This window comes from Bradyrhizobium sp. 132 (assembly GCF_023074185.1).
Classification (GTDB): Bacteria; Pseudomonadota; Alphaproteobacteria; order Rhizobiales; family Xanthobacteraceae; genus Bradyrhizobium.
The window spans coordinates 1-25,837 of sequence record NZ_JADPKY010000134.1 but is presented as its reverse complement, the minus strand read 5'-3'; the positions used below and the strand labels follow the sequence as shown (position 1 = coordinate 25,837).

The following is a 25,837-nucleotide window of genomic DNA, read 5'->3' as shown; positions in this document are numbered from 1 at the left end:
ACGGCCCGGACCGACTCTGTTAGCCGCGATATCAAGCCAACTGCTCCTTCGCCACGGGACTGGCCAGAGACTGCTCATACAAGCATCGATTTCGCTCCTTCAACTGGGCAATTACGCTGGGTTGACCTTGAGGGCCCTTGACGAAGAGCCCTCCCCAGGTTGCGGCAACACTTGCGTAATGAGGATCCTGCATTCGAATTTTCTGAGCTTTGCGCAGGAGCCAGAAAGGAATGCCGGGCGATAGATGGTGCTCAAGGTGGTATTCATCCAGATTTTGACCGACAATTGCTCGCTCGATAAAATTCCCCTTTCTATTCCGGGTCAGGTAGACATTCGTTGTCTCGGTCTCGCACATAGGTGAGTGCTCGGCGAGCTCGATAAACCAGCCGAGAGCTTGAAACGTGGTGAGATAGGGCACGATCCAAAACAGGACTACGACGTGGAGCAGTCCAAGAAGGTATGACCCACCGAATATGAGCGTCCAAAAGAGATAGAAGCCATACTTGTCGATGAGGATTCCCGACCGGCTCTGGTCCTCGACATCCGTGATCGAAAACCGATTGGTCCAAAGGTACTTCAGATACGCGACTGTCGCGCCACCCAGTATCGGCTTCCAGATGATGTTGAAGGCGTACTGCTTAGGCGGCACAACATCGTAAACGCCGCTGGCCAAGAAGAACTTCAAGTCGGGATCCTTCTCCGGATCGCCGAGATTCGGGTGATGCAGGTAGACGTGTGAAATCCGATATGCCCAGTGGCGCTGGAACAAAGGATAGGACGCGAACAAAATGCCCAGCATATAATTCCAGGTCGTGTTGCTCGCGAGGGTACGGTGAGCCGCATCGTGAGCGATTGTCGTCAATCCACGCTGGTAGGCGCCAATTAACAGAACTGCGAGGGGATATAACCACCATGACACATGAACCGTCGCCAGCACGCAAGCTGCGATCACAGCGTAGTCTTTCGCGATGTAAGCAGCTCCCGTCACGTTGTCAGGCCTCAGCGCGGAGAGCTGCCGGTTGATCTCGCGGCCAAATTGAACCGCCTCAAAACGTGACGACCTCAATTTCCAAGTATCTGCGTGTTTCATGAGAACCCCTTGCTTGATCGGCTTTCAGGTTGTCAGATTGCGGAAAGCGCTTTTTCCAAGTCCTTGATGATGTCGCTAACATCTTCAATGCCGACGCAAAGCCGGATGGAGCCACCAAATATGCCGGCTGCTTCGCGCTTTTCCCGTGGGACGGTGGTGTGGGTCGTAGAGACAGGATGGGTTACCAGCGTGCGGGCGTCCCCCACATTCGACACGTGATACATCAGCTCGACGTTCTGGATGAACTTGCGTCCGGCTTGCTCGTTCTCCACCTCAAACATGATCATCGCCCCGTGCCCATACCCGGTATTAAGTGTCTGATCGATGATTTCTCGGTCAGCTCCCTCAAAGAGGCTCGGGTAGAAGACACGGCACACTTTCGGATGTTCCTTCAGAACGTTGGCTACAATCCTGGCGTTTTCACAGTGCTGCCTCATGCGAAGAGGCAGCGTTTCAAGTCCCTGAATGAGTTGAAAGCTCGCAAAGGGGGCGATGGCCGCGCCAGTATCGCGCAACCACGTCATACGGGCCTTGAGAAGATATTCGCTCTTTCCGAGGTCCTCGAGCTCCGCCAAGGCGTTACGCCAGATGATCCCGCCGTGCGCATCATCCGGACTATTGAACAGTGGGAAGCGAGATCTTCCCTGGTAGTCGAACCCACAGTTGTCGACGATCAGTCCGCCGAGCGTCGTCCCATGACCGCAAATGTATTTCGTGGCAGAGTACGTCGTAATCGCGGCGCCGAGAGCTGACGGCTGGCAAACCAGGGGGGTTGTCGTATTGTCCACAACCAAGGGGACGCCGTGCCTCCTGCCGATCTCCGCCAGCTGCTGGACAGGAAGCGGAATCAGACAGGGATTGGAGATGACCTCCCCGAACAGACATATCGTGCGATCATCAATGGCGCGTTCGAAGGTCTCGGGGTTTCGAGGGTCTGCCGTCCTTACGTTGATACCAAGACGCTTCAACGTGTTGTGGAGCAGATTCCAGGTATTGCCGTATAGATACGGAGAAGCGACGACGTTATCTCCCACCTCACCGCTTGATAAGTTTACGATCGCAAGAAACGTCGCCGCTTGACCTGATGCAACGGCCAGCGAGTCGCTTCCCATGTCGACGGCGGCGTACCTTTTTTCCAGCGCCCGGGTCGTCGGATTGATGATGCGAGTGTATGTGAAACCATCAGCCTTCACGTTATAGACGTCAGCAATATGGCTCAAATTACCGTCGAGCTCATAGGCCGTATTCTGGTAGATCGGCACTGCCACAGCTTTCGTCACCGGATCACGACGGTATCCTGCGTGCAGAACAGCAGTTTCGATCGAATATGAATGCCGCGCGATGCTCGCCATTGGGCGCGATATCTCTGTAGGGCTCTCGCGTGTTTCCTGGGCTGACACTGGTCCCACGGTCAGAGTCTCACCGGAGCGGAAGTATGTGCGAAAGGCACAGCCCAACTGCTCAATCCAATTGGATTGAATCTCGCCAATACAGCCGATCCGAAAACTGCGGGTAGGAAGATGCAGTTTAGAGTAGACGTAGAGGTTATGGGCTGCCAGGTGCCGATATAGGCAGTCAAACGCTACCTGGTCGGAGATGTCAGCTGGCGCGGTGAACGCCACGCAAACCGGCGACTGGAGGTTCGCTGGAAGCAGTGGGGACGCCACTCCTTCCAGCTCTTTTATGACGCTGCCTCTTATCTTCTCATACCTGCGGCGCCTGGCATCAATGCCTTCGATGCTCAGGACCTCCAATGCCTTTGTGACTGCCTGCACGATATGCGTTGGTGGGGTCGATCGCCATTCACCAGTGCGCTCAAGCGAGCGCCATTGATCTCTCACGTCGAGCACAAACGATCTTGGCTCTTGAACTGCATTCTCAAGAAGCTCGCGAGAGGCAATAACGAAAGCCAGCCCTGGCGGACCTTCGACGCACTTGTTGCTCGACGTAACCAAGACGTCTGGCCCGCCTCGGCCTAGGTCGATGTCGACGCCGCCGAAAGAACTCATTGCGTCGACGATAGTCTTTACACCACGCTGCCTTGCTCCTTCTATGATCGCTTCGAGCGGATTCACAATCCCGGTCGTAGTCTCGCAGTGGACCAAGCATACGTGCGTGATACCTGGATCTCGGTTCAAACGCTCGATGACTTCCTCGGGGTCCAACGGTTCGGTGGCTCCCTTGATAAGATTCACCGCTTGGACGCCCCACAGCCGCAGAATTTTGAGAATGCGCTCGCCATAAATGCCGTTTATGCAAACAAGCGGCCGGTCGGTCTGGGCGACAAATGAAGAGAGAGCAGCTTCCATTCCAAAGGAGCCGCCACCCTGGATAGGAACGACCGAATAGCCTTCCGCATTGCCCGACACATTGAGCATCAGCTGCCTCATGCGAGCGGTCACTTTCTTGAACTCGCAATCGCGCGATGCGAGGTCGAGTTGCATCTCGGCCTTCACTGCCGACGATAACGACATTGGCCCAGGCGTCAGCAAAGCACGTTGTGTTGTCACACCACCTCCGGTTAGTTGTCTCGTCACACGATCCCCTTATGTAGTGCCCATCGCAGTTCGACAGAGTCACACGATGTCTTTCGCGTGAAGACGACCGAAACCCGAATGAACGAGACCCTTGAGCCTAGTCGCGGATTCCGGAACGATCTGCGTAAAGCCCGCAGATGTCCGGTACCGCACCACGTAGCCGTTCGCAGTTGCCACGAAGCATCAGCTTCCTTCTGGCATTGAGATGCAGGCTTGAGGGCCACCATCTTGCGTCGCTCACAGGCAAGTCAGCCGCTCTACTTACGTGTGAGCGGCGTCTTACGATCCGACGGTGAGCCAAGCGCATCTGTCAGACGCGCGTTGCTATGACCCAGAGACAGGGGAGCTTCACGACAGTCGTCGATGACCGGGCTCGCCTTCCGTGAGCCTAGGATTGGGACATTCGCACTCTATGTTACTCGTTGGGACGGCTTCGGGTGCTGAAGTCTGTCACCGCCCATTTCGACAGGTTACATCTTGACGTAAGGTGCGATTCAAGCCCCTCCGATAGCTTATCGTGTGAAACTTTTCGGACGATGCGGCTGTGTCGCATGTAATCCGAGGCGCCACAGTATGTGCACGATGTCCAAGATGAATCCCATCAAGCTCCAAACTTAAAGACGCGCTCGACGCACAAGGCAGGCAAATGACCGCTGGGGCTTCTTGAAGGAGAGCGCTTGTCGTGACCGCAGGTATAAGAGCCGCCCGACTGCGTCGTTAGGGCCCGCAATATCATATCCACTTCACGCCGACTAAATCCGCAGACCAGACGGCTCTGCCACAAGGCCTGGCGGACCTGGGGCGAACTTAGATCACCTGACTAGTTTCGGAGTCCGTATCCCTCCGGCGGCGCCGGCGGCGGCCGTGTTGTGTAGTTTGAGAGGCGGCCGAGTATTTGATCTTAAGTCTAGCTTTGAGGTCACGTAGCGATAGGGCGCCGAACGTCGGTGGCGACGGAGCTGCGACGAGCAGGTTCGCCATTTGCAGGCTGACGAGACGGTCTGCGGCCTCGCGCGCCGGTACGCGGTGGCTTACAGCCTGCTGTTCACCAGGCCGACAAGCGCGCCAGGGGCGACCGGGCGGAGATTTCGTGCTAGCTCTTGTTCCTGTCGAGATCACACCTACGCTGGCTCCGGTATTGATCAGCACGCCGCCACCGGCGTCTTCACAGCTCGCCCATCGCTTCAGGATTTAGTTGAACGCGTCGGCCAGGCCATGATCGCGGGACAGTTCGGCGAGCTGTTCGCGCATATAGAGCTGTCGCGATGCGGGCAGAGGTCCTTTCGCGCAAACCGGGACATCGGCGCGCTCGCTGTCTGGAGCACGGGCGATCCGTCCAGCAGCCTTCGCCGCGCAAAGGTGATCTGAAACTGGACCAGGTGCCGAACGATCTGAGCACATTTCTGCGCTAGCTCTCGCAGCCGGCGTTGCCTCGCCTCGAGTTGCTGAGTATCGGATCATCGATCAAGCGGAGCGATACCCCCAATTCGCGACCTCTGCGTCAGGTTCTAAACGCATCCCAATCTTAGAACGAAGTCAGCCGACGATCCGCACTTGAACCGGCACCAGATCGGCGGGCCTTTACCAGCTCGAATTTAGGGCAGAGGAATTGAACTGTTAGGCTACATCGGGCTGAGAGACAGAGCCGTACGACTCAATCAGAAGAAGGTCGGGTGCTCGGCGGCAAGCGGACAAAGTGATCTGGGGCAGCCCCCACAGAGATCCCGCGCGCCCACCGGATTTTTCCTGCTACAAACACTTGTTCCCCAAAAAATCGGTCCTATTTCAGCTGCGCCTGCATTGGCACTCGCCGGCCACGATTGCTAGCAATCGGGAAATCTTCAACTGAAGTAAATACTTAGGAGATCTGCATGGAATTCCGTCCGCTTCACGACCGCGTCGTGGTCAAGCGCATTGACGCAGAAGAAAAGACCGCTGGCGGCATCATCATTCCGGACACTGCCAAGGAAAAGCCTTCGCAAGGTGAAGTCATCGCCGTCGGCCCCGGCGGCCGCGACGAGAGCGGCAAGCTGATCCCGATCGACGTCCTGGTCGGCGACCGCGTCCTGTTCGGCAAGTGGTCAGGCACTGAGGTCAAGATCGACGGCCAGGAGCTGTTGATCATGAAAGAGAGCGACATCCTGGGCGTTCTCACCGACGTGTCCGCCAAGAAGAAGGCCGCCTAAACCATCGCTCGCACCGCTCATCCTGAGGAGCGCCTGCTGGGCGTCGCCAAGGGTGAGACCAAGTAAAACATTCAGGAAAACTCACATGTCAGCTAAAGAAGTCAAATTCGGCGTCGATGCACGCGACAAGATGCTGCGCGGCGTCGACATCCTCGCCAACGCGGTGAAGGTCACGCTCGGCCCGAAGGGCCGCAACGTTGTGCTCGACAAGTCGTTCGGCGCACCCCGCATCACCAAGGACGGCGTCACCGTCGCCAAGGAGATCGAGCTCGAGGACAAGTTCGAGAACATGGGCGCGCAGATGGTGCGCGAAGTCGCCTCCAAGTCCGCCGATGCGGCCGGCGACGGCACCACCACCGCAACCGTTCTCGCGGCTGCGATCGTTCGTGAGGGCGCCAAATCGGTTGCCGCCGGCATGAACCCGATGGATCTGAAGCGCGGTATCGACCTCGCGGTCGAAGCCGTCGTTGCGGACCTCGTCAAGAACTCGAAGAAGGTCACCTCGAACGACGAGATCGCCCAGGTCGGCACCATCTCGGCCAACGGTGACGCGGAGATCGGCAAGTTCCTCGCCGACGCCATGAAGAAGGTCGGCAACGAGGGTGTCATCACCGTCGAGGAAGCCAAGTCGCTCGAGACCGAGCTCGACGTCGTCGAGGGCATGCAGTTCGACCGCGGCTACATCTCGCCCTACTTCGTCACCAACGCCGACAAGATGCGCGTTGAGATGGACGACGCCTACATCCTCATCAACGAGAAGAAGCTCTCCTCGCTGAACGAGCTGCTGCCGCTGCTCGAGGCCGTGGTGCAGACCGGCAAGCCGCTGGTCATCGTCGCCGAGGACGTCGAAGGTGAAGCGCTTGCGACGCTGGTCGTGAACCGTCTTCGTGGCGGCCTGAAGGTTGCGGCCGTCAAGGCTCCGGGCTTCGGTGATCGCCGCAAGGCCATGCTGCAGGACATCGCGATCCTGACCGGCGGCCAGGCGATCTCGGAAGATCTCGGCATCAAGCTCGAGAACGTTACGCTCAACATGCTCGGTCGCGCCAAGAAGGTGATGATCGACAAGGAGAACACCACGATCGTCAACGGCGCCGGCAAGAAGGCCGACATCGAGGCGCGCGTGTCCCAGATAAAGGCGCAGATCGAGGAGACCACCTCGGACTACGACCGTGAGAAGCTCCAGGAGCGTCTTGCCAAGCTCGCAGGCGGCGTCGCGGTGATCCGCGTCGGCGGCGCGACCGAGGTCGAGGTGAAGGAGCGCAAGGATCGCGTTGATGACGCGATGCATGCGACCCGCGCCGCGGTCGAGGAAGGCATCGTCCCGGGCGGCGGCGTCGCCCTGCTCCGTGCCTCCGAGCAGCTCAAGGGTCTGCGCACCAAGAACGACGACCAGAAGACCGGCGTCGAGATCGTCCGCAAGGCGCTCTCCGCGCCCGCTCGCCAGATCGCGATCAACGCCGGTGAAGACGGCTCGGTCATCGTCGGCAAGATCCTGGAGAAGGAGCAATACGCCTACGGCTTCGACTCGCAGACCGGCGAGTACGGCAACCTGATCTCCAAGGGCATCATCGACCCGACCAAGGTGGTCCGCACCGCGATTCAGAACGCTGCCTCCGTGGCGGCCCTGCTGATCACCACGGAAGCCATGGTCGCCGAGCTGCCCAAGAAGGGCGGCTCCGGTCCGGCGATGCCCCCGGGCGGCGGCATGGGCGGCATGGACTTCTGATCCAACTCTCTCAAAAATGCGATCCCCGGCAGAAAAATGCCGGGGTCATTTCTTGCTCGCGTCTTTTTCAGTTCGTTGTTCTGATCTCGCGCTATGCGCTGCGGAAATGACGATCAGCAGTTGCTAGACGTTCCGCTTGGGGTTTTGCGAGTCTGCTGGTAGGCATGTCACCGGCAGGACGAGCGGGTGATCGTCGTTCTGCACAGTCTTTCCCTGCGGCCTCAACGTCGGCGGCCGGTCAAGGCGAACACCTGAGAACGCCGGTCGCGGTAGCCACCCATTGGCGCTACTGACTTAAATAGCATCGGTTCCGGCGCCTATCCATCGCTGTAAACGGATGCGCGAGCTAGGTGGCCGTCCGTTAAGAAGCCGAATTGAGCGGGGCCCGACAGGGCGCGCGTGCGCCAGAGCTGAATCAGGAAGAGGCACAAGAGTTCTCTGAGCCAGGCGAGGATGCGGCGGAAGTTGTGGCCGACGGCTGAGAGGATGACGTTGGCCGCATCGCCGGCGCGGCCTTTGAGGTAGCAGCGGCCGAGGTGGCCATCGGTCTTCAGGTGTCCGATGGCGGAGCGGCGGCGCGGCTCGCGCTTGATGACACCGAAGACGCCGCGCTTCTGGCCAGAGATGAAGATTCGGCGGGGACTTTGTGCGTCGTGGCAGCGGTATCCCTTGTCGACATAGGCCCGCTCGATCGCACAGCCGGTGAGCGTCTCGGTGCGGTCGATGACAGCCCGCAAGGTGTGACCGTCGTACGGGTTATCGGGCAGCGCCCTGGCGTGCAGCATGAACAGGCCACCGGGAGCACGGCGGTTGTTGGTGACGATAGAGGCTTTGACACCGAACTCGTAAGGGCGGCTGCTTTGCCCTTGCCGATGCACTCCACCTCCGGGGCGTGGAACGGATAGAGCTACCAGCCGCGCTGGCGCTGCTGCTGCGAGCGGATCTGCAAGGCCCGGCCAAGCGGGAGGGCGAACGCGTTCTCGAGCACGGTCTGACCTTCGAGCTTGCGGCGGATATCGCGGATGATCCGGCCCAGCCGGCTGCGCAGAATGCGCAACTGCCGCTGATGCCGCTTTATTTGCTTGGCATGGGCGTAGCGCCCCGCCATCATTGCCGCGGCCTTGGCAATGCGAAGATAGGACTGCCGCAGCCTGACCCCGTGCTTCCTCGCCAGTCGATTGAGCCCCTTGATCGCCGCGTGCAGCAGCTTGGCATCGGTCGGGAAGGTGATGGCCTTCGGCTGCACGGTGGTATCGACCGTGACCCGCTTGAGGTCCTGGCCGCGTAACGCACCGGCCTCGTGCGCCACCCGCAAGCTCCTCGGCCAGCAACAGCTCAAGCTTGTCGCCGAGCCGCTTGCGCCAATGGCTCAGGTCCGAGCGCTCGTGCGGGAACGCGTGCTGAAAGAACACTTCGCCGGTGAAGTACTGGAAATACGGGGTCGTGGACCCAACGCTCGCACACCCCCTCATCGGACAGGCCGTAAATGTGCTTGAGCGGGAGTAGCCCGATCACGAAGCGGGTTGCGATGCCCGGCCGACCGTTCTCGCTATATAGCGGCGCGATCTCGCCGTCGATCCAGTCCCAATCGACTTTGCCGGCAAGCTGAACCAGCTCGTGCTTCATATTGATGATCTGGTCCAGCCTGGCCCGGAACAGATCGCCCGATCCCGTCGTCCTGTGCTTCTTCGGTCGCATCGCCACCTCCGATGCGACGACGAAATCATGACTGGCCATTCGACGGAATCCTGAAAATGAAATTGCAAGGTCCCGATGCCCCAAGCATCAAAACCCTGCAATCGCAAAGCAGTCCACAAAGACAAATGCGATTCTGGCTCAATCCCTTAGCCGCTCTTCACGGACGAGTAGGTGGTGGTCCCCGGCAAGAGCGATCCTCATCTCTCCTAATTTGGGCCGATCTGTTGCACCGTTCACAATCAGAAGAAGAACATCGCCAACTCAATCGAGACGGAAAATCTTTCGCCCAACCGCTACAATTTCCCGGTCGGTCGGAGGATTACTTGTCTCGACGTGCAGAGTGAGATTCGGCCTGTTCACTCTCAGGAAGTTCATCAGCTCGGTCTTCTCGGTTCCCGGTCCGATGATCAGCAGATCAGTGCAGCTACTCAGGGCCCGACCTACCCTGACGACAAACGTCGGATCATCATTCACGTCGGCAGAGCCAGTATGCGCTTTGCAATCAAGACGCTGGGGCGCCAAATGCGCGCGTACGGCCGTCGCGCTGACGCCCGTTAAACCTATGGAGAATATCTTAGCAATGAGGTGGTCGATCCACACGACCGCGTGCGAATGAATCTGAGTTGTCATGTTGCTCATGAATGGATTCCATTGCATTTCGTAATTCACCTCTCCGTCGGAGCGCAAGCCCGCAGGCAACTTTCCTGCGGCTGACGATGCAATCATGGCTCAAGTGATCAGCGTAAACCGACTCGCTACGTTGATGTAACCGAGAACAGATCGCGTTAATTGAGCGCTGTGCAGCTGGAAAGTGTCCACAACTTCATGCCGCGCGCCGCCTTCTTGACGATCGAAGGCTTGTGCATTCTCCGCTGCATGTCGCCCACTGCTCCGAGATGGATTTAACGCACCATTACGAATGCTCGAGCGCAACGAAGGAGAGCTCTTGTGGCTGTGAGAGTTCTAGATATTCAGGTTTGCGAAGCCGAAGCCACCCCGCCGGACGTGGGGATGGCTGGAGTGAAGCCATAGAGCACAACGACATCCCGGTCATGACATACACGGATGCGGCCTGGTCACTGATCTCTCCGACCAAACGCGCTGATGCTGACAGGCCGCCATTTGCACTGGCGACCTTAGCGAACTCACTCGTCAACCGCACTCAATCCACAAGCCGCCTGGATGCATAGGTGTATTCGAGTGCAGCCGGCACGCGTATCCCGTGAGATTGGCGGCCGCGCTATGTCCGCCGTCGATATTCTCATAGCAGTAATAGGGCTGGCCGAGCGCAGCAAGCCTAGCGGCGGCCGTGGGCCGCATGCACGCGGTCGCCCTTGGTGGAAGTGAGAATGAAGGTGTCTGGGTAGGTCTTGCCCGGGACAAGCTTCTGATAGGGTGAGTAGGCCTCGATCCACCCGCGCTGCTCGGGATGGCGGGATCGCCATATTCGCCGATGTAGGAGGAGCCTGCGCCCAACTTGGTGAACCGAAACATGTCGAACAGCGCCACCTGCACGATCGCTGCGTTGAAGCGGTCTCGGCGCTGAGTAGTCGCGGTGCCCACCAGCAGATCTCCCTGGCTGCCGCCGACCACGCCCAATCGACGCGGAGAGGTGACCTTCCGGCGGATTAGGTCCTCCGCAAAGGCGATGAAATCATCCCATGTCCGCTGCTTCGTTGCCGCTTGGGCCGCCTCGTGCCATCGCGGCCCAAACTCGCCGCCGCTCCGCAGGTTCGCGACGACATATGCATTGCCCTGCTCGGGCCAGGGCCGCCCCATCGCTCCCGCAAAGGAGGGCAGGAGCGAGGCGTGGAATCCGCCATAACCATTGAGAAGAGTTGGGATCTCCGCTCCGAACCTCGCGTTCTTGGGACGCACCAGAAAGTAGGGAATCCGGGTCCCGTCGAGCGAAGTGGCCTCGAACTGCTCCGCGACATGCCTGAACGGGTTGAACTTCGGAGGTGTCGTCCTCAGTATTTCAAGCCCTTCGCTCGCCGCGTCGAAGTACCAAAGGGGCGTCGGCTCCAAATAGTTGGCCCGCCAAGTGCCCTGGTCGTACCTTGCTCTGAACATTGTCAGGGCTCGCCATCAACAAGTTCTTGGTGACCGGGAACCCGCTGAGCGCTCGCCGAGGCTCGGGCTGGAAGACGAGCGATGGCATCCCGCGCAGCGGATCTTTGTTCCATTTGCCCAAGCCATACGAGATCATCGAGCCGGCCGCAAAGCGGGTGCTGCCGGACAGTATCCAGTCTTCATCGAGCGTCACGAGCAGGCGGCCGCTGACGATGCCGCTGATGTTTGCTTTCTTTGGCAGGTTTAGCTTGATCGGTGCGTTGGGCCCAAAGAGCACATACTCCTGCTCGACGAAGCTTATGGCGCGCATGGCGCCGGCCGCATGAACTTTGCCTTTATTATCCTGCAGCACGAAGGGCGCCGCCACGGCATCGGTCGGCTCCCCACGGAAGACCTCGCGCGCTCGAACGAGCGGCTGAGCGCGCTTGAGCTCCTTCAAGACGAAAGGGTAGCCAACCTGCGTCAGGGTCCCTTCTCCCCAATCTCGTGCGATGAGCACCGCGTTGCGGTCGACCCAGCTGACGGCCTGCTTTCCCTCCGAAAGAGCGAAACCGGTCGTGACGAAGGCGTTGGTGTCCAGGTCGAACTCTCGTCAAAAACCTCAGGGCAACGTCTCTTGGTTGTTCATTAAGAGCGGCCACCATGGTGGTTCGCTACTCACCGACCTCCGATCGATGCGGCGTGCCAGGGAGAGGTTGGTCTTACCGGCCGGCAACAGCGGTCGTGATCTCCCGAGTCTCTGGTGGTCCGACGCTGACAGGGCGCCAAGGTCGACAAGCGTTCATAATCAAAGGTCTCGAGCATGGCGCGATTTGCCTTTCGACACGCGCTTGATCTCGGCATCGGTGCGTTGGCGCACGGAAGGATTTCGTTCGCGGCGGCTACAGCCGAAGGCCGAGTGTTCGGCACCTGAAATTATCCGGCGGACCGGCAATCTTGCACAGTCTTACTACGAGTTTGTGACGTCAGATTACCTTCGAAGCACTTGAGAACGGCGTCAATAAGGTCAAATCAGCGGCTCGATTTTAAATTTAGCAATCTACGGGTGGGGGCTTGCCCCGTGAAGGCGCTGCGCCGGCGCGCTGCGTAAGCCAGGAGCTTGGACAAATTTGTGCGATCATTTCGTTGAAAGGCCTTGATTCGCACGTAACGTCACATTGTACGATCTTGAAATGAGATCGCGACCTCTGACAAACGAACGTAAGCTACTCCTAGGGTGTGTGGCGATGACATAACGATCTTGTCGTATTTCGAATTTGCGGCGAACGCTCGCCGTAAATGAGCCGGCGGCAACTCTCCCTTGCCGACGGTCGGGCGATGTGTAGCAGCGTCGCTCCTCCCAGACTGACTTCGCCCGGCTTCCAAAATGAGGCCGGGCCTTTTTTTCGTCGGGAAGACCTTAGCGCCTTGTCGACGCGCAAGTTTGCCTGGTTTCCCGACGAGCTGATCGAGCAAGTTGCGAGGCGATTCCGGCAAGACAACACGCGTTACGACGACATCGGCATGCTTATTGTAAATCGTCAACAAATCGCAGCCTTCGGTTCTAGCATACAAAGCAACGCTTCCGCAGCCACCAACGACTTGAACGGTTCCGGCCTGTTTTTCCTGTAGACAGGCCATACTGTGCCTTTGCGCAGGAACACCACTACCACAACGTAACGACCTAAAGAGGATATCGTGATGCGCACACAACGAACGCATTTGTTTTTGCGTCCCAAAGCCAACTGCTGTGCAGTAGTTCTTATTGTGCAACGGCATCTCTGTCCTCGAGTCGGCGGGTTGCGCAAGATCAGCTGCCGACCGACGCGAAGCATCTTGCATGGAAGACGTATTTCGCCTGCGTAGCACCCACACCCCCGGATCGCACCGCCATCACTGCGTGTCTCAGAGCCAAGCAGGCGAGCTTGAGTCATCAATGTCGCGACCTCCATTGGCGATACCGCCAAAGAAACCACGGGACTCGAAGTCTCGTTTGAGTTGTTTGTTTGGATGCGAATGTACACAATGCCTTTCGATACAGTCCTTATCGCCAACAGAGGCGAGATCGCCGCCCGCATCATCAAGACGTTGCGAAAGCTGGGCCTTCGTTCTGCAGTTGTCTACCACGAGGTCGATGCGCGAAGCCCGGCAGTCTCCATGGCCGACACAGCGATTCTTATCAGCGGTCACACGCCGATCGCGGCCTATCTGGACATCGCACAAATCATCGCCGCCGCTCACAAGGCGGGCGCCGGCGCTGTTCATCCAGGTTATGGATTTCTTTCCGAACAGGCTCAATTCGCCACGGCCGTGATAAAGGCCGGCATTGCGTTCATCGGCCCCGCCCCCGAAACTATTGAACTGATGGGCGATAAGATTCGGGCCCGCAACTTCGTCCAGTCGAACGGCTTTCCAGTGGCGCCAGCTGCAATTGAGGAGGACGATCCAGCGACGTTCGTCTCCAGGGCGCGTGCAATTGGAACCCCTTTGCTGGTAAAACCGTCAGGGGGCGCGGGCGGCAAGGGCATGCGGATTGTACGCGACGTCGATGCTCTGGAAGGCGAGATTGAGCAGGCTCGCTCTGAGGGGCAACGGTATTTTGGGGATCACCGGCTTTACGTCGAAAGTTACATTGAGAACCCGCGGCATATCGAAGTGCAGGTACTCGGCGACTCTTTTGGGAACATTGTACATCTGTTTGAGCGGGAGTGCTCGGTGCAACGCCGCTTCCAGAAGATCATCGAGGAAGCGCCCTCGCCAGCCCTGTCGCCAGAACTACGGAAACGCGTCTGCGAGACCGCGGTGGGTATCGCACGCGCCGCGAATTATCAAAACGCAGGAACCGTCGAATTCATTTTCGATGCAGGAGAATTCTACTTTCTCGAGATGAATACGCGCCTACAGGTCGAACATCCCGTGACTGAGATGATCACCGGCATCGATCTTGTCGCCGAACAGGTCTATGCCACCGCGGGCCGAGAACTTGGTTTTGCTCAGTCAGATATCGTTTCGAACGGCCACGCGATCGAACTAAGGCTGTACGCTGAAGCCCCCGAACGAGGCTATGTTCCGACGTCCGGCAAAGTACTTCTTCTCGAGTATCCGAGCGGGGTACGGATTGACAGCGGCATCACGCGGGGTCAGCCAATCACCACTGCGTTTGATCCCATGCTCGCAAAGATCATCGCGCATTCGCCGACGCGCACATTGGCCACCGCCACAGCCAATCACGCGATTCAGGGGGTCATTCTTCTCGGCTGCGAGACAAACGCTAGCTTCCTCGCCCGCATCCTTTCCGACGAGTCGTTTGTCCGCGGACAGTTTCATACAGGATATCTGGAGGAAAACCCGCACATTGCCGCTGGTAACTCTGCTACCGGCCTACCGGCATTCCTCGCATCAGCTGCTCTCCTGACCCGACAAGTCCGCGAATCGGCCGATGCCGTGCCCGCGCTTCACGCTTCGCTGGGCGATTGGAGAAATTGACGTGTATCACTCCGTCGAGGTTGATGGCGTCGACCATCAGTTATGGCTTTCACCCTGCCAATCCGGCTCCTATCATCTTCATTTGCGCGACCAAGTCATTTCCCCGGTCGCGTTCGCTCAATACGGCGAGAATTCAGGTGTCCTGACTGTTGCCGGCGAGACCGAACGGGTCCGCTTCGTCATCGAAGGCGATCTGATTCACGTCCACATCCGTGGCATAATGCGCGTTTTGCGCTACCGCGACCCGTTGCGAACGCTCGCTTGCGTGAACCAAGAGGAAAGTTCGCTCATGACCCGCGCACCGATGCCGGGAGTAGTCGTTACGATCGCGGTTTCGCCTGGTCAACCGGTATCCGCAGGCGCGGCGCTGATGATGATTGAGAGCATGAAGCTGGAGACGATTATTCGCTCGTCACAGGATGGCGTAGTCGATGGAATCCATTTCAAAGAAGGGGAGAGCTTCGAGCGGGATGCTGTGCTGATTACGCTATCGAAAGAAGGGCGCTGAAATGCTACGAATCGCTTCTGGGGCGAATGTCAATTCGCAAGACTTTCGTCAAAACGAGCTCCACAACAGGCGGCTTTCTGACGAGTTGAAGGAGCGGCAACGTGCTGTCCGCTTTCAGCGGCCCGAGCGGGAGCTCGAGCGCCTTCGACGTCAAAATAAGCTGTTTGTACGAGATCGGATCGACGCCTTGCTCGATCCAAAAACTCCGTTCCTCGAGCTTTCAACGCTGGCCGCTAACAAGGCCTATAACGGCGAAGTCCCCGGCGCGGCACAGGTCGTCGGCATCGGGATCGTCGCGGGTCGCGAGGTGATGGTTCATGCAGATGACGCAAGCGTGAAGGGCGGCGCATGGTATCCGTTGTCTGTCAAGAAGATAGTGCGGGCCTTGGACATCGCAATCGAGAATCGTCTGTCAGTGATTCATTTGTGCGACGGCGCCGGAGGATTCCTACCTTTTCAGGCAGAGTTCTTCGCCGATCGCTACTTCGCGGGTCGGATCCTCCGTAACCAATCCATTCTCTCGAAGATGGGAGTACCGCAGGTCGCGATCGCAATGGGTCATTGCACAGCGGGAGCGGCCTACGTCCCGGCGCTTAGCGAATTCAGCATTATGGTCGAGGATACGGGAGCTATATTTCTCGGTGGCCCTCCAGTCGTGAAAGCTGCTACCGGTGAAGACGTATCGGCACAGGAGCTTGGGGGCGCCCACATGCATACGAGCGTGTCGGGCACGAGCGATTATTCCGCGAGCTCCGAGATGCACGCTATTGCGATCGCACGTGATATCGTTGCCCGATTCCATCGGGCCGCGAAGACTCCGATTGATCAAGCCGCCCCGGAGCCCCCTGCCTACGACGCATCGGAACTATACGGCATTATTCCCAAGGACCCTCGAGTGCAGTTCGACATGCGGGAGATCATCGCCCGCATGGTCGATGGCAGCCGATTTCACGAATACCAGCCGCGTTTTGGCACGTCTCTGCTGTGCGGTTTCGCGCGGCTTCATGGATATCAAATAGGGATTCTTGCAAATAATGGCGTGCTGCTCAGCGAAAGTGCGCTAAAGGGCGCTCACTTCATCCAACTATGCGACAAGAACCGGACGCCCCTGCTCTTCCTGCAGAATACAACGGGCTTCATGGTCGGCCGCGAATACGAGCGCCGTGGCATAACCAAGGATGGCGCCAAGCTGATCATGGCCGTCTCGGGAGCGTCGGTCCCAAAATTCACGGTCGTTTGCAACAGCTCGCACGGAGCAGGTACCTACGCTATGGCGGGACGTGCTTTCGATCCTCGGTTCGTCTTCACCTGGCCGCAGTCTCAGATCTCTGCGATGGGCGCCGAGCAAGCGGCAGGTGTGCTGACCCATGTTAAGGCCAGACAACTGGCCCGTGATGGTGGGCGACTCGCAGAGCAGGAGCTAGCAGCCATTCGAGGTCCCCTTCTCGACGAGTATCGGGAACGATCGAGCGCCTACTATGCAACCTCTGAAATCTGGGACGACGGAATTCTTGATCCAGTCGATACCCGAAGTGCACTCGCGATTGCCCTGAGCGCTTCGCTGAATGCTCCCATCGAAGCGCCCCATTATGGCGTATTCCGAATGTAGCCGGCAGGAGTCGAACGTCCGTGTCAGTGGATTCTACTCTCTAACCGGAGTCCAAATCGACGGATCGTCCTGTCCCCGGCATGAGCCAGATTGGTGTCGCCCACATTCCGCGCAGAACTCGAATTCGCGACCTTCGTCAAATAGATCAACCCGGGTGGGGCGTTGAATTCGGTGACCACGTTGTCGATCAGGACGACGGCGTTGCGTCGACGCAGGTGGAGCTGGTCGCATAAGCCTGATTGGCCGCGCATCGAACCTCGCGTGGGGACTACGCAAAGTGCGTAACACTCGAGATGATCTGCTCGTTACACTGCTAGCATTGCGTGGTGTAATTGCGAGGTTCCTGCGTGTCGACGCCATCGACATCTGGAGTTCGCGATCGATGCAAGCGCGGTCTGCCCTGCTGACTCTGATCCACCAACGGACGCGTCAGTCACACTAGATCTAAGGTGCGCCCTACTGATGGATTGTTGGTCCATTCATCGCCAACGATAAGAATCCTTAGGAGGAGACAAGCCATCATACCGATCGCGGTCAACGATTCCGCGACGGGCTGGTTGCAGAAGAAGTCATCCCGCCATGCTCGACGATGGAACCACCCACCGTCTTGCCGTCCGATCGTCTGATCTGATCTCGAGCAAAGAACACTTGCTCCTTTGCAGGTGAACGCCATGGATAGCTTGATTCTTACGCAGCGTCAGGTTGTAGGATTGCAGAGCGGACCGACGTTCAAGCTGACACCGCGCATGCCTCGACGACGCATACGCGGTCCGAGCCGGACCGGTTGCCGAGCTGCATGACCCCACCAATGCCCGTTTCGAATGACGCCTCGCTGTTGAACGCAGAAAACGAAAAAGGGTGAGAATGATGTCATGGGCTCGCAAGTATCGATAACGAGTGACTTAGGATCAGTGCAAACATCCACTAAGCAGACGCTTCCGGTAACGAGCGCCGATGATGCCGGCCGAGACGCGCGCAAGTTGCGCAACGCGCTCTAAGGTCAAGTACCTCAAAGAGGAGGAGCACCATTTGTGATCGAGACGGCGCGACATAATGCCATATCAGGAGCAGCATGCAGTGTATTTGGTCAGGATCTCGAGCTATGCGCCAGCGCCAGCGGGGAGCATCAACGGCGAGTAGTCGTGTGTGGCATCGACGTCATCCTGCAACCGTCGAGTTCGGCTCGATCCACAAAACCGCGACGTTTTGTCCGATGATATATCAGCAAAGAACAGCGTGGGTATCGACAACATGGAAGATGGGATCATCTAGCGGATTGAGGTCGCGCTCGCACGCGGGACTGGCCAATTGGAACGACTAAGCACGTGGAGAGCAATGAACGCCCTCAAATCGATCATTAGCAAAGTTGCTACAGGTGCCACGCTGACCCGCGAGGAGACCGCAACAGCCTTTGAAATCATGATGTCGGGCCAGGCGACATCCTCCCAGATCGGAGGATTGTTAATGGGGATGCGGGTACGTGGCGAAACCGTCGAAGAAGTCACAGGCGCAGCCTCGGCCATGCGGAGCAAAATGCTCCGGGTCAGTGCGCCCCCCGATCCCGTCGACATCGTTGGTACGGGCGGTGACGCTTCGGGCTCAGTCAACGTGTCCACATGCGCCTCATTCATCGTCGCCGGGGCCGGCGTTCCGGTGGCCAAGCATGGCAACCGCGCCGTGTCCTCACTACCAGGCGCTGCTGACGTCTTGGCCCGGCTCGGCGTGAAGGTCGACCTCCCGCCTGTAGGCGTTGCTCGTTGTGTGCACGAAGCTGGCATCGGCTTCATGCTTGCGCCCATCCGTCATCCGGCTATGCACCACGTTGCCCGGATCCGAGCGGCACTTGGGACCCGCACGATCTTCAATCTAATCGGCCCGCTCGCAAATCCGGCCGGAGTCAAGCGGCAGATTGTCGGAGTGTTTTCGCGTCGATGGGTGCAGCCCTTGGCGCAAGTGTTAAAGAACCTTGGTGCTGAATCGGTGTGGGTGGTGCATGGCTCAGATGGACTCGATGAGATCACCCTCACCGGGCCGACGTTTGTTGCCGCGCTAGAGAGAGATGCGATCCGTACCTTCGAAGTCACCCCGGAAGAAGCGGGCCTCGCCCGCTGCCACAACGAGGCGCTGAGGGGCGGCAACGCCGATGCCAATGCAATCGCGCTGCAAAGCGTGCTCGACGGCATGTCAAGTCCGTACCGCGATGTTGCTCTTCTCAACGCCGCCGCGGCAATGATCGTGGCCGGCCACGCAACCAGCTTGAAGCACGGCGTCGCCCTTGGGCACGAATCCCTTAATAGCGGTGCGGCAGCCGCGCGATTGAAACACCTGATCGCGATCTCCAATGCTTGAGAACACCAACACCGAAGCCCTACGAGCGCGAAGAGATTGCAGGCGCAAGGCGCGAGTTGCCTCTGCCACACGTCGAGGCGCTTACCGCGGTTGCCGGGTCACAGACGCAGCAGCCCCGCTTTCGAATCGACGGGAGCGGGATGCGCGAAAGGCCTCAGATCGCGAAGACCAGTGCGAAGCAGCCTGCCGAGACAATCAGAAGGCCACGGCCGAAGCTTAGGTTCTCAATTTTGTGTGCACGCAATGCGTCAAAGGATGAGCAATGACGTCCCCACGAACGGTAGAAGCGCTCGCATTTATGGCAAAGATAGAACACATGCTCGGAACTTTCGGGAGGTCATCGATACAGACAGCTCCATCCCCCGAAATCTGCGGGGTACGCTGCACACAACACTCGATAAGCATCTTCTCGCTGCAAGAAAAGCAGATTGTCGACGATTCCGGAAACCACTGGGTGCTCTCATGCCGCTACGCGCGGAGAGCTGCCGACGCTCCCAAACCTTGGAGGTGGCGTCATCTTGCGGGCCCGGGGGTGCCGATGGTTCACCCGCACCTATGCCGATGGCGACGACGAGTTCGTGAGCCACGGCTTACGCTTTTTGGCCCAATCCTGCGCGAAGGCCTTGATGCCCGGAGTGCCTCAGGAAGAAGGCTGAAGTGCGCAAGTACTATCTGGATGATATCGCCACAACGAAAACGCGGAAAACCGAACGCCGGAGCTGCGCTCTTCGATGATGCCAACCCCTTGCCACCGGGCTCGGCTTCGATTTAGTCGACGTCTTCACCGGCGGCGTTTCCGACGCGATTTGCCGCGTCGCACCGCGAATATCTGCCATCGCCATTTGCCGCCGTACGGCGGCGCGCTCGCGCATTCGTGCGGCTCGTTCTTCAAGGCAGGCGCCGCAGCTGGGGTGCATCTCGTGAATTGCGTTGGCGGGACCAAACGCACGCTATGGCGTGAGGGTCGAGTGCGGAAGACGTGGTACTGTGTATTTCTCGGTCGCGGCGATTAATTAAGCTTGGCATCGCGAGCTCTTCCAGCTTGAATCGCACGTAACGTGAAATTGTACCATCTCAAGGTACACCAGTCTCGGGCTGGTCGAGATAGGATTGCGAATGTTCGAGCATGTCAGAATTGCACCGCACCGCCTTACTTCGATCATCGCGACAGTGCGGCTTGCGGGTGGTTTTGATGGGCATGACAATCTTGGGCCGGCACCATACGCCTTCTCTGATCCACATCGCTGGAGAGCTGGTCAATTCAGAGGACGTCAACGTCACCCTACCGCGCTGTGCGGCTCCCCCCAATTGAAGATTGGAAAGCGAGTTCCTCCGCGGGCCGGGACACCCGTGGAGATCAGTTGAACCAAGGCGTTTTTGGTTCTGTTCGCTCAGCCCGCTTGGATCTCGCACGGCGCCATCATCTCGGCTGCAGGACGGTCGATCCGACCTCGGATGGTTCCAATCGGCCCATATCTGTGGTGAGCCTGTAGGTCGGAAACCTGCAGAAGATAACGTCATGGTGCGCTTATCACTGCGCGCAGATGCACGCCAGCGCTGTTGGACGAACCGGAGCCCGTGACGAAGCGCCTCCGCCTTTACGCTTTAAGAGATTTACATCGAGCCCGGGCTGATGACGTCGTCAAGACCGTATGCTTCCGACTGAGATCGCTTGACTGCTCGCGTGCCTGAAGCCATCCGATGCGTCTGATCGCGATCGAGAGCTTCCGAACGGCTCAGGAGGTCAAGAGTTTAAGCAGTTTTCCAAGTACGTAGCGAACCTGAGCGAAAAGGGGACAAAGGTGGATCTTTGCACACTGATTGAGCGTAACGCGTCGTTTACTCCCGACAAACCCGCGATCCACTTCGACGGGGGCACCCTAAGCTACGCCGCCTTCAGTCAAAGGATCGAGCAAATCGCTCGTGCTCTAAAACATCAGCTCGGCATCGAGAGAGGCGACCGCGTCGCGATCCTTGGGCTCAACCGGCCCGACTACCTGGCCCTGCTGTATGCCTGCGCGCGACTCGGCGCAATGCTCGTTCCATTAAATTGGCGGCTTACGGTCGCGGAACAGTTGTTCATCCTCTCCGACGCCCGTCCCAAAGTGCTAGTTCTAGAACAGGCCTTTGATGCACTGCTACCAGCTCTGGCGGGGCAGTTGCCTGATACCTTTGTTGCCGGGTTGAACTTTTCGCCTCTCGGCGGAAGTAAGTGGGACTGCCTGGTAGACCAGGGTCGAGGCGACGATCGCAATCAGCACACGGACCTGTCTTGCCCGCTTCTGATTGTCTATACTTCGGGTACCACAGGGCGGCCGAAAGGCGCTGTGCTGCGTCAACAAGCGTTGCTGTGGAATGGAATTATGAGTCAGCACATGCATAATCTCAGCTCGACCGATCATGTCCTGACAGTCTTGCCGCTGTTTCACGTTGGCGGCCTGAATATCCAGACCACGCCGGCGTTGCATCACGGCGCGACCGTCACCATTCACACGCGATTTACGCCCGAGGCGACGCTTGCTGCGATCGAACGCGACAGACCTACGCTGGCAGCGTTGGTGCCTACCACGATGCAATCCCTAGCCGATCATCCTCAGTGGCGGACGACGGACCTCTCCTCACTGAAGGCAATTTGCACCGGTTCAACGATGGTCCCGCAGCACCTTATCGAACGCTTTGTCGCGCGTGGGGTGCCAGTGCTGCAGGTTTACGGTTCGACCGAGACCTGCCCTATTGCTGTGTATACGAGGCTCGGCGGCGATCTTGCGCGTAAGGGGTCGAGCGGCTTGCCCGGCCTATGTTGCGAAGCGGCTATTCTCGATGATACCGGCAACGAGTTGCAGGCAGGCAGCCCGGGCGAGATCGCCGTACGGGGCCCGAATGTCTTCAGCGGGTATTGGGGCCCTCAACAAGCAACGCGCGAGCCTTTGCACAACGGTTGGTATCTCACCGGTGACATCGGCCGCCGCGACGCCGATGGATACTTTTGGGTTCATGATCGCAAAAGGAACCTGATCATATCGGGTGGAGAAAATATCTACCCGGCGGAAGTAGAGCGCGCGCTTATGGAGCATCCCGATGTCGCAGACTGCGCCGTTGTCAGTCGACCCGATCCGCGCTGGGATGAGGTGCCGATCGCTTATGTGATCAGGCGGCCGGGGGTTCGGCTTGACGCGGAAGCACTAACGGCGCATGCAGCCTCGCAGCTCGCCCGCTTTAAGGTGCCGCGCGAAATTATTTTCACGGCAGAATTGCCACGAACTGCGCTGGGCAAGATCCAGCATTTCGCGCTGAAGGGGCTTACACGATCAAGCCAGCACAACGACGGCGACTGAAGATTTCGATCGGGTGTGGCATTTCCTTTACCCCGCAGGCGTGGCCGCTGAGGGCCGCGAAACCCCACGGGTCACCGCGTCTATGCGAACACGGCAGCTGCGAGTTGATCATGTCGGCGCCTTTCCGTGGAATAACGTTGCCCCGAGGTCGCTGATGCCGCGGATCCTCATTATGAATGCCGGTACCGCGCAAATGTCGGGCTCTGATCTGGCGACATCCAAGTTTCGCTTGCGTCCAATTCGGCCGAGAGTCCATGTCTTCACAGGTGCCACACTCTTCCAGGAAGTTAATGGAGGTGCTGAGCCGGAGCGACGTCGCCAGTTGGATAGCCATCCTCACTCAGCCGATATTCCGATCGTCTGTCCCATCTCGGTTTTTGGCTCCTCGCCGCCGACGCCGCGTCAGTTAGAGCTTTGCCCTTGTTGCTGCCGGCGTATTCTGGGACGTGATCGAACTACCCATGCCGTCTTTGGGAGCGGGATTTGTATCAATCTTCCTATCAACCGATGAGTAGTGCGCCATTCGAGCCCGTCCGGGTTCAAAAGGAGAGATCGCTCTTGCGAGCCTGCGTGGACGCTCGCCCTCGACGAGTGCTTGCAGCAATCCCCGTATCAGCGCCATGTTGAATAAAGCTTCTGATATGCCCGGAAAAATGAGCGACCTGTCGATCGTGCAAAGCGTCTTGAACCGGACCTGACTTGTTCGGAAGCCCGAAACCGCACAACAAGCGCCGGCCTCATAGTGTTAGCCTCGGACACTGCTGTTGAGGAGCATGCGCCGAGCCAGATGGAATTGCTGGAACGCGACCTCATTTTCATCGGACCGCATCGACCCGGGCCGAGAGTGCGAGATGGTCGTTACCGCTCTCACAGCGCGGAAAGCGATTATGCTCCATCCAAGATGAGGGCGTTGAGGGTCACGGCGGGGTCACCAGCATGCCAACGATCCCATTGGTAAAAAGAAACCGGCTTTGACTCGGTCCAGAACAACTACAGTTTCGAGGCGCTTTATATCTGGATTTTCATTTATCAAGCGTCGGGTGAAATGCTCGTACTCTTCCATATTATTTGCAGTCACCAACAGGATGAAATCAGCTTGGCCCGTGACGTAAAACCCGCTCATCACCTCCGTCATAGTGCGGATCCCCCGCTTAAAGCGATCAATGATGTCGGCGCGATCGCGCTCAAAGAAAATGAGGACCAGCATAGTCACGTTTCGGCCGATCGCCCTTGGCGAAATGATTGAGACGTCTGATTCTATCACGCCCTCTTTTCGTAGGCGCTTTAGTCGGCGCTGAACTCCTGATGCAGATAGGGCAACTTTCGCGCCGAGTTCTTCACTGCTTAGGCGATTGTTGCGTTGAACGAGATCAAGAATACGAGCATCGATTTTGTCGATTTCCACGGCTCCATTGCGGACTCTCGAGCGCGACCGCCTCCTCCAAGCATGCGAAGTAGTCCCATTGAGTGTCCCGGCCATCTCTAAACCTCCTCCCTAGCACCTTACGAATGTACGTCTTCAGCCGACAATGCGCGCACTGATGAGTTGAAGGCTCAAACGTTATTGGGGACAGCCAACCACCGGTTCCGGTCTTGTGCGCGCCCGGTCGGCTTGCGTCGCCTCCCCTGATTCCAATAAGCCGCTAAAGCTCTTATCCTCACGGCGCCGTTTGTGGAGGTGAATTTGTCGGAAGCGCACCTCTCTTGACGCCTGGCAGCTGATTGAACGTAGTTCTTCGGCAGCGGACATGTGGGCGGGTTAGCGTCACCAATGGAGAGCGCCATTGGATTGACGTCGCGGGCGAGCTAGTGGGGGGTGAATTTCCTTCAGCTATGTCACGCCGCGCCCGTGGCGGCGCGCAGGCCACACTGGCAGTTCTCGAAATCAATTCACGACAGGCAGGGCGGCTTCCCGCCTGCGTCCCCTAGTGTGATGATCGATCACTGGACGCAATAGATCAGGAAGCAGCGCGCCCGGTATCGTCCCGCTCGCACCAGCATCGAGATCTGGCATCATTGTAATGGCTTCCTCTCCGTCGAAGGGGCCGAGGATTGTCCCTCCTCCGGCGTCAGTCAACGTCCGCGGCTTCGCCGCGGCAAACGGCACCTCGATATTGAAATAACTAAAGCGCGGCATCTCCCGGGCAAGGCGCACCAGAAACGACATTGTTAACGTCACGCCACTGAGCAGCGCATTCAGGACCAGGATCGAAATCTTGGCCGCATCTCCGATACGGCCGAAACGATCGAGCATCGAGGGCGCGTCCGCGTTGAGGCTCACGCCGTGGTAGGCCGGCATCAGCATCAGAAGGCTTGCGCCACGCGCGGCCGCATAGCGGGCGCGCTCGATTGCAATTGCGTCCTGAAATGTTTGCATGTGATCATGACCGCCTTGCGACTACCCACATGAGCCAGGCACAAATCAACCAACATATCGCATTCCTGCTCCGATAACAGGAACTGCTCGGAACGATGAGCCAGAATGCAGATCCATCGACGCGCTCGTCGATCATGCATCGCGGCGCTGCCCCTCAATGGCAAGAACTCCGGTTTCCGTGAAAGCCGATGTGACTGGGAAGAGGCGGCTACAGGCGTGTTTCCTTGCATTTGGCATGAGCAGGCTTCCAACAAGCAGATGTTCTTGACGGGCAGATGTCTTTGGGCTCGCTCAGGTCATCAAGAACATTGGATGCCTCGAACTGACAATAGGATCCGAGAATGGTCCTCCCAGTGTTCGCCATCTGCAACCCAAAGGCCGAAGGGATCATCGGACGTCCAGCCATCTGCTGCGAAGACTTCGTAGTTATTCCTCCAGAGGGTCCACCAGAAACTAAAGGCTGCGTCGGTGTAGCTCATGCCATAACCCGCTTCACTTTCTCTTCCGATGAAGGGCATGAGCAATCCCACGAGATCATTCCGGCTCTGCGGCAGCCTTTGCCGATGAGATCGGAGCGATAGAACTTTATCCTAGCGGTCATCCGTGGATACCCGGCGTTTTTCGCTCAGCATGTGGAGATGACTGGAACTTTCCTGCTTCGACCTTATGAGGCGCAGCCCTGACCCGATCGTGATTATTCCACATGAGGTCGCATTGGTCGCTGGCCCCGAAATCAGCATCTGGGTAATTTTGGGAAAATATCCCCTGTAAGACACAACCTCGTCTAGGGTCTGTTGGGATTCAGGATTCTCATCGGGGCTTGGTTGTGATTCAAGCTTGGGATGGACCGATTCGTTTTGACTGACGCCCAATGGGCGAAGATG

General features: G+C 58.2%; 16 protein-coding genes and 1 pseudogene. 8 read left to right on the top strand and 9 right to left on the bottom strand.

The window, feature by feature from the left end:
- Positions 1-31: 31 nt before the first annotated feature.
- Both rtxC and IVA74_RS30385 read right to left on the bottom strand, forming a co-directional pair.
- On the bottom strand, positions 32-1,090 hold the full coding sequence (gene rtxC / locus IVA74_RS30390; RefSeq protein WP_247350383.1) for a dhydrorhizobitoxine desaturase: 1,059 nt from the start codon (positions 1,088-1,090) through the stop codon (positions 32-34).
- Positions 1,091-1,122: 32 nt separating this feature from the next.
- Positions 1,123-3,600 carry a 2-aminoethylphosphonate--pyruvate transaminase gene (locus IVA74_RS30385; protein WP_247406603.1) on the bottom strand — a complete coding sequence of 826 codons (2,478 nt, stop codon included), beginning with the start codon at positions 3,598-3,600 and terminating at the stop codon, positions 1,123-1,125.
- A gap of 1,898 nt (positions 3,601-5,498) precedes the next feature.
- Between IVA74_RS30385 and groES the strand changes: the two genes are divergently transcribed.
- Together groES and groL are read left to right on the top strand one after the other, a co-directional pair.
- Positions 5,499-5,813 carry a co-chaperone GroES gene (groES, locus tag IVA74_RS30380; RefSeq protein WP_247350375.1) on the top strand — a complete coding sequence of 105 codons (315 nt, stop codon included), beginning with the start codon at positions 5,499-5,501 and terminating at the stop codon, positions 5,811-5,813.
- 85 nt (positions 5,814-5,898) lie between these two features.
- Positions 5,899-7,539 carry a chaperonin GroEL gene (gene groL / locus IVA74_RS30375; protein WP_247350373.1) on the top strand — a complete coding sequence of 547 codons (1,641 nt, stop codon included), beginning with the start codon at positions 5,899-5,901 and terminating at the stop codon, positions 7,537-7,539.
- Positions 7,540-7,856: 317 nt separating this feature from the next.
- Here the strand turns inward: groL and IVA74_RS30370 are convergent.
- The 4 genes and pseudogenes from IVA74_RS30370 to IVA74_RS30355 all read right to left on the bottom strand — a co-directional run bounded on the left by IVA74_RS30370 (position 7,857) and on the right by IVA74_RS30355 (position 11,749).
- A pseudogene (locus tag IVA74_RS30370) lies at positions 7,857-9,237 on the bottom strand (IS5 family transposase).
- Positions 9,238-9,498: 261 nt separating this feature from the next.
- Entirely contained in the window at positions 9,499-9,876 is a 378-nt protein-coding gene (locus IVA74_RS30365; RefSeq protein WP_247350371.1) for a hypothetical protein, read from the bottom strand.
- Positions 9,877-10,389: 513 nt separating this feature from the next.
- Positions 10,390-11,265, bottom strand: a complete 876-nt coding sequence (locus tag IVA74_RS30360) for a prolyl oligopeptidase family serine peptidase (RefSeq protein WP_247350369.1) — start codon at positions 11,263-11,265, stop codon at positions 10,390-10,392.
- Entirely contained in the window at positions 11,216-11,749 is a 534-nt protein-coding gene (locus IVA74_RS30355; RefSeq protein ID WP_247350367.1) for a hypothetical protein, read from the bottom strand. The genes IVA74_RS30360 and IVA74_RS30355 overlap by 50 nt, the downstream gene beginning before the upstream one ends.
- Positions 11,750-12,717: 968 nt before the next feature.
- Between IVA74_RS30355 and IVA74_RS30350 the strand changes: the two genes are divergently transcribed.
- The 6 genes from IVA74_RS30350 (at position 12,718) to IVA74_RS30325 (ending at position 22,576) form a co-directional block, all read left to right on the top strand.
- On the top strand, positions 12,718-12,921 hold the full coding sequence (locus IVA74_RS30350) for a hypothetical protein (protein WP_247350365.1): 204 nt from the start codon (positions 12,718-12,720) through the stop codon (positions 12,919-12,921).
- A gap of 393 nt (positions 12,922-13,314) precedes the next feature.
- Positions 13,315-14,775, top strand: a complete 1,461-nt coding sequence (locus IVA74_RS30345) for a biotin carboxylase N-terminal domain-containing protein (RefSeq protein ID WP_247350363.1) — start codon at positions 13,315-13,317, stop codon at positions 14,773-14,775.
- 1 nt (position 14,776) lies between these two features.
- The gene (locus tag IVA74_RS41285) at positions 14,777-15,283 is read left to right on the top strand and encodes a biotin/lipoyl-containing protein (RefSeq protein WP_247350361.1); all 507 of its coding nucleotides are present in this window, start codon (positions 14,777-14,779) and stop codon (positions 15,281-15,283) included.
- Between the two features lies 1 nt (position 15,284).
- Entirely contained in the window at positions 15,285-16,892 is a 1,608-nt protein-coding gene (locus tag IVA74_RS30335; RefSeq protein ID WP_247350359.1) for a carboxyl transferase domain-containing protein, read from the top strand.
- 1,335 nt (positions 16,893-18,227) lie between these two features.
- The gene (gene trpD / locus IVA74_RS30330; protein ID WP_247350356.1) at positions 18,228-19,241 is read left to right on the top strand and encodes an anthranilate phosphoribosyltransferase; all 1,014 of its coding nucleotides are present in this window, start codon (positions 18,228-18,230) and stop codon (positions 19,239-19,241) included.
- A gap of 1,802 nt (positions 19,242-21,043) precedes the next feature.
- Positions 21,044-22,576: an AMP-binding protein gene (locus tag IVA74_RS30325; RefSeq protein WP_247350354.1), complete on the top strand. Its 1,533-nt coding sequence runs from the start codon at positions 21,044-21,046 to the stop codon at positions 22,574-22,576.
- 928 nt (positions 22,577-23,504) lie between these two features.
- Here the strand turns inward: IVA74_RS30325 and IVA74_RS30320 are convergent.
- From IVA74_RS30320 to IVA74_RS30310, 3 genes are all read right to left on the bottom strand, one after another.
- Complete coding sequence (locus IVA74_RS30320; protein ID WP_247350352.1) at positions 23,505-23,981, bottom strand: Lrp/AsnC family transcriptional regulator; 477 nt, start codon at positions 23,979-23,981, stop codon at positions 23,505-23,507.
- 480 nt (positions 23,982-24,461) lie between these two features.
- Entirely contained in the window at positions 24,462-24,881 is a 420-nt protein-coding gene (locus IVA74_RS30315) for a hypothetical protein (protein WP_247350350.1), read from the bottom strand.
- 662 nt (positions 24,882-25,543) lie between these two features.
- Positions 25,544-25,837, bottom strand: a 294-nt coding sequence (locus IVA74_RS30310) for a hypothetical protein (RefSeq protein ID WP_247350348.1), incomplete at its 5' end; no start/stop codon positions are given.

Bases quoted from the DNA above. Each gene is read 5' to 3' on its own strand.
- rtxC (WP_247350383.1), bottom strand. From the start codon at position 1,090: ATGAAACACGCAGATACTTGGAAATTGAGGTCGTCACGTTTTGAGGCG.
- groES (WP_247350375.1), top strand. From the start codon at position 5,499: ATGGAATTCCGTCCGCTTCACGACCGCGTCGTGGTCAAGCGCATTGAC.
- groL (WP_247350373.1), top strand. From the start codon at position 5,899: ATGTCAGCTAAAGAAGTCAAATTCGGCGTCGATGCACGCGACAAGATG.
- IVA74_RS30365 (WP_247350371.1), bottom strand. From the start codon at position 9,876: ATGAGCAACATGACAACTCAGATTCATTCGCACGCGGTCGTGTGGATC.
- IVA74_RS30345 (WP_247350363.1), top strand. From the start codon at position 13,315: ATGCCTTTCGATACAGTCCTTATCGCCAACAGAGGCGAGATCGCCGCC.
- IVA74_RS30335 (WP_247350359.1), top strand. From the start codon at position 15,285: ATGCTACGAATCGCTTCTGGGGCGAATGTCAATTCGCAAGACTTTCGT.
- trpD (WP_247350356.1), top strand. From the start codon at position 18,228: ATGAACGCCCTCAAATCGATCATTAGCAAAGTTGCTACAGGTGCCACG.
- IVA74_RS30315 (WP_247350350.1), bottom strand. From the start codon at position 24,881: ATGCTGATGCCGGCCTACCACGGCGTGAGCCTCAACGCGGACGCGCCC.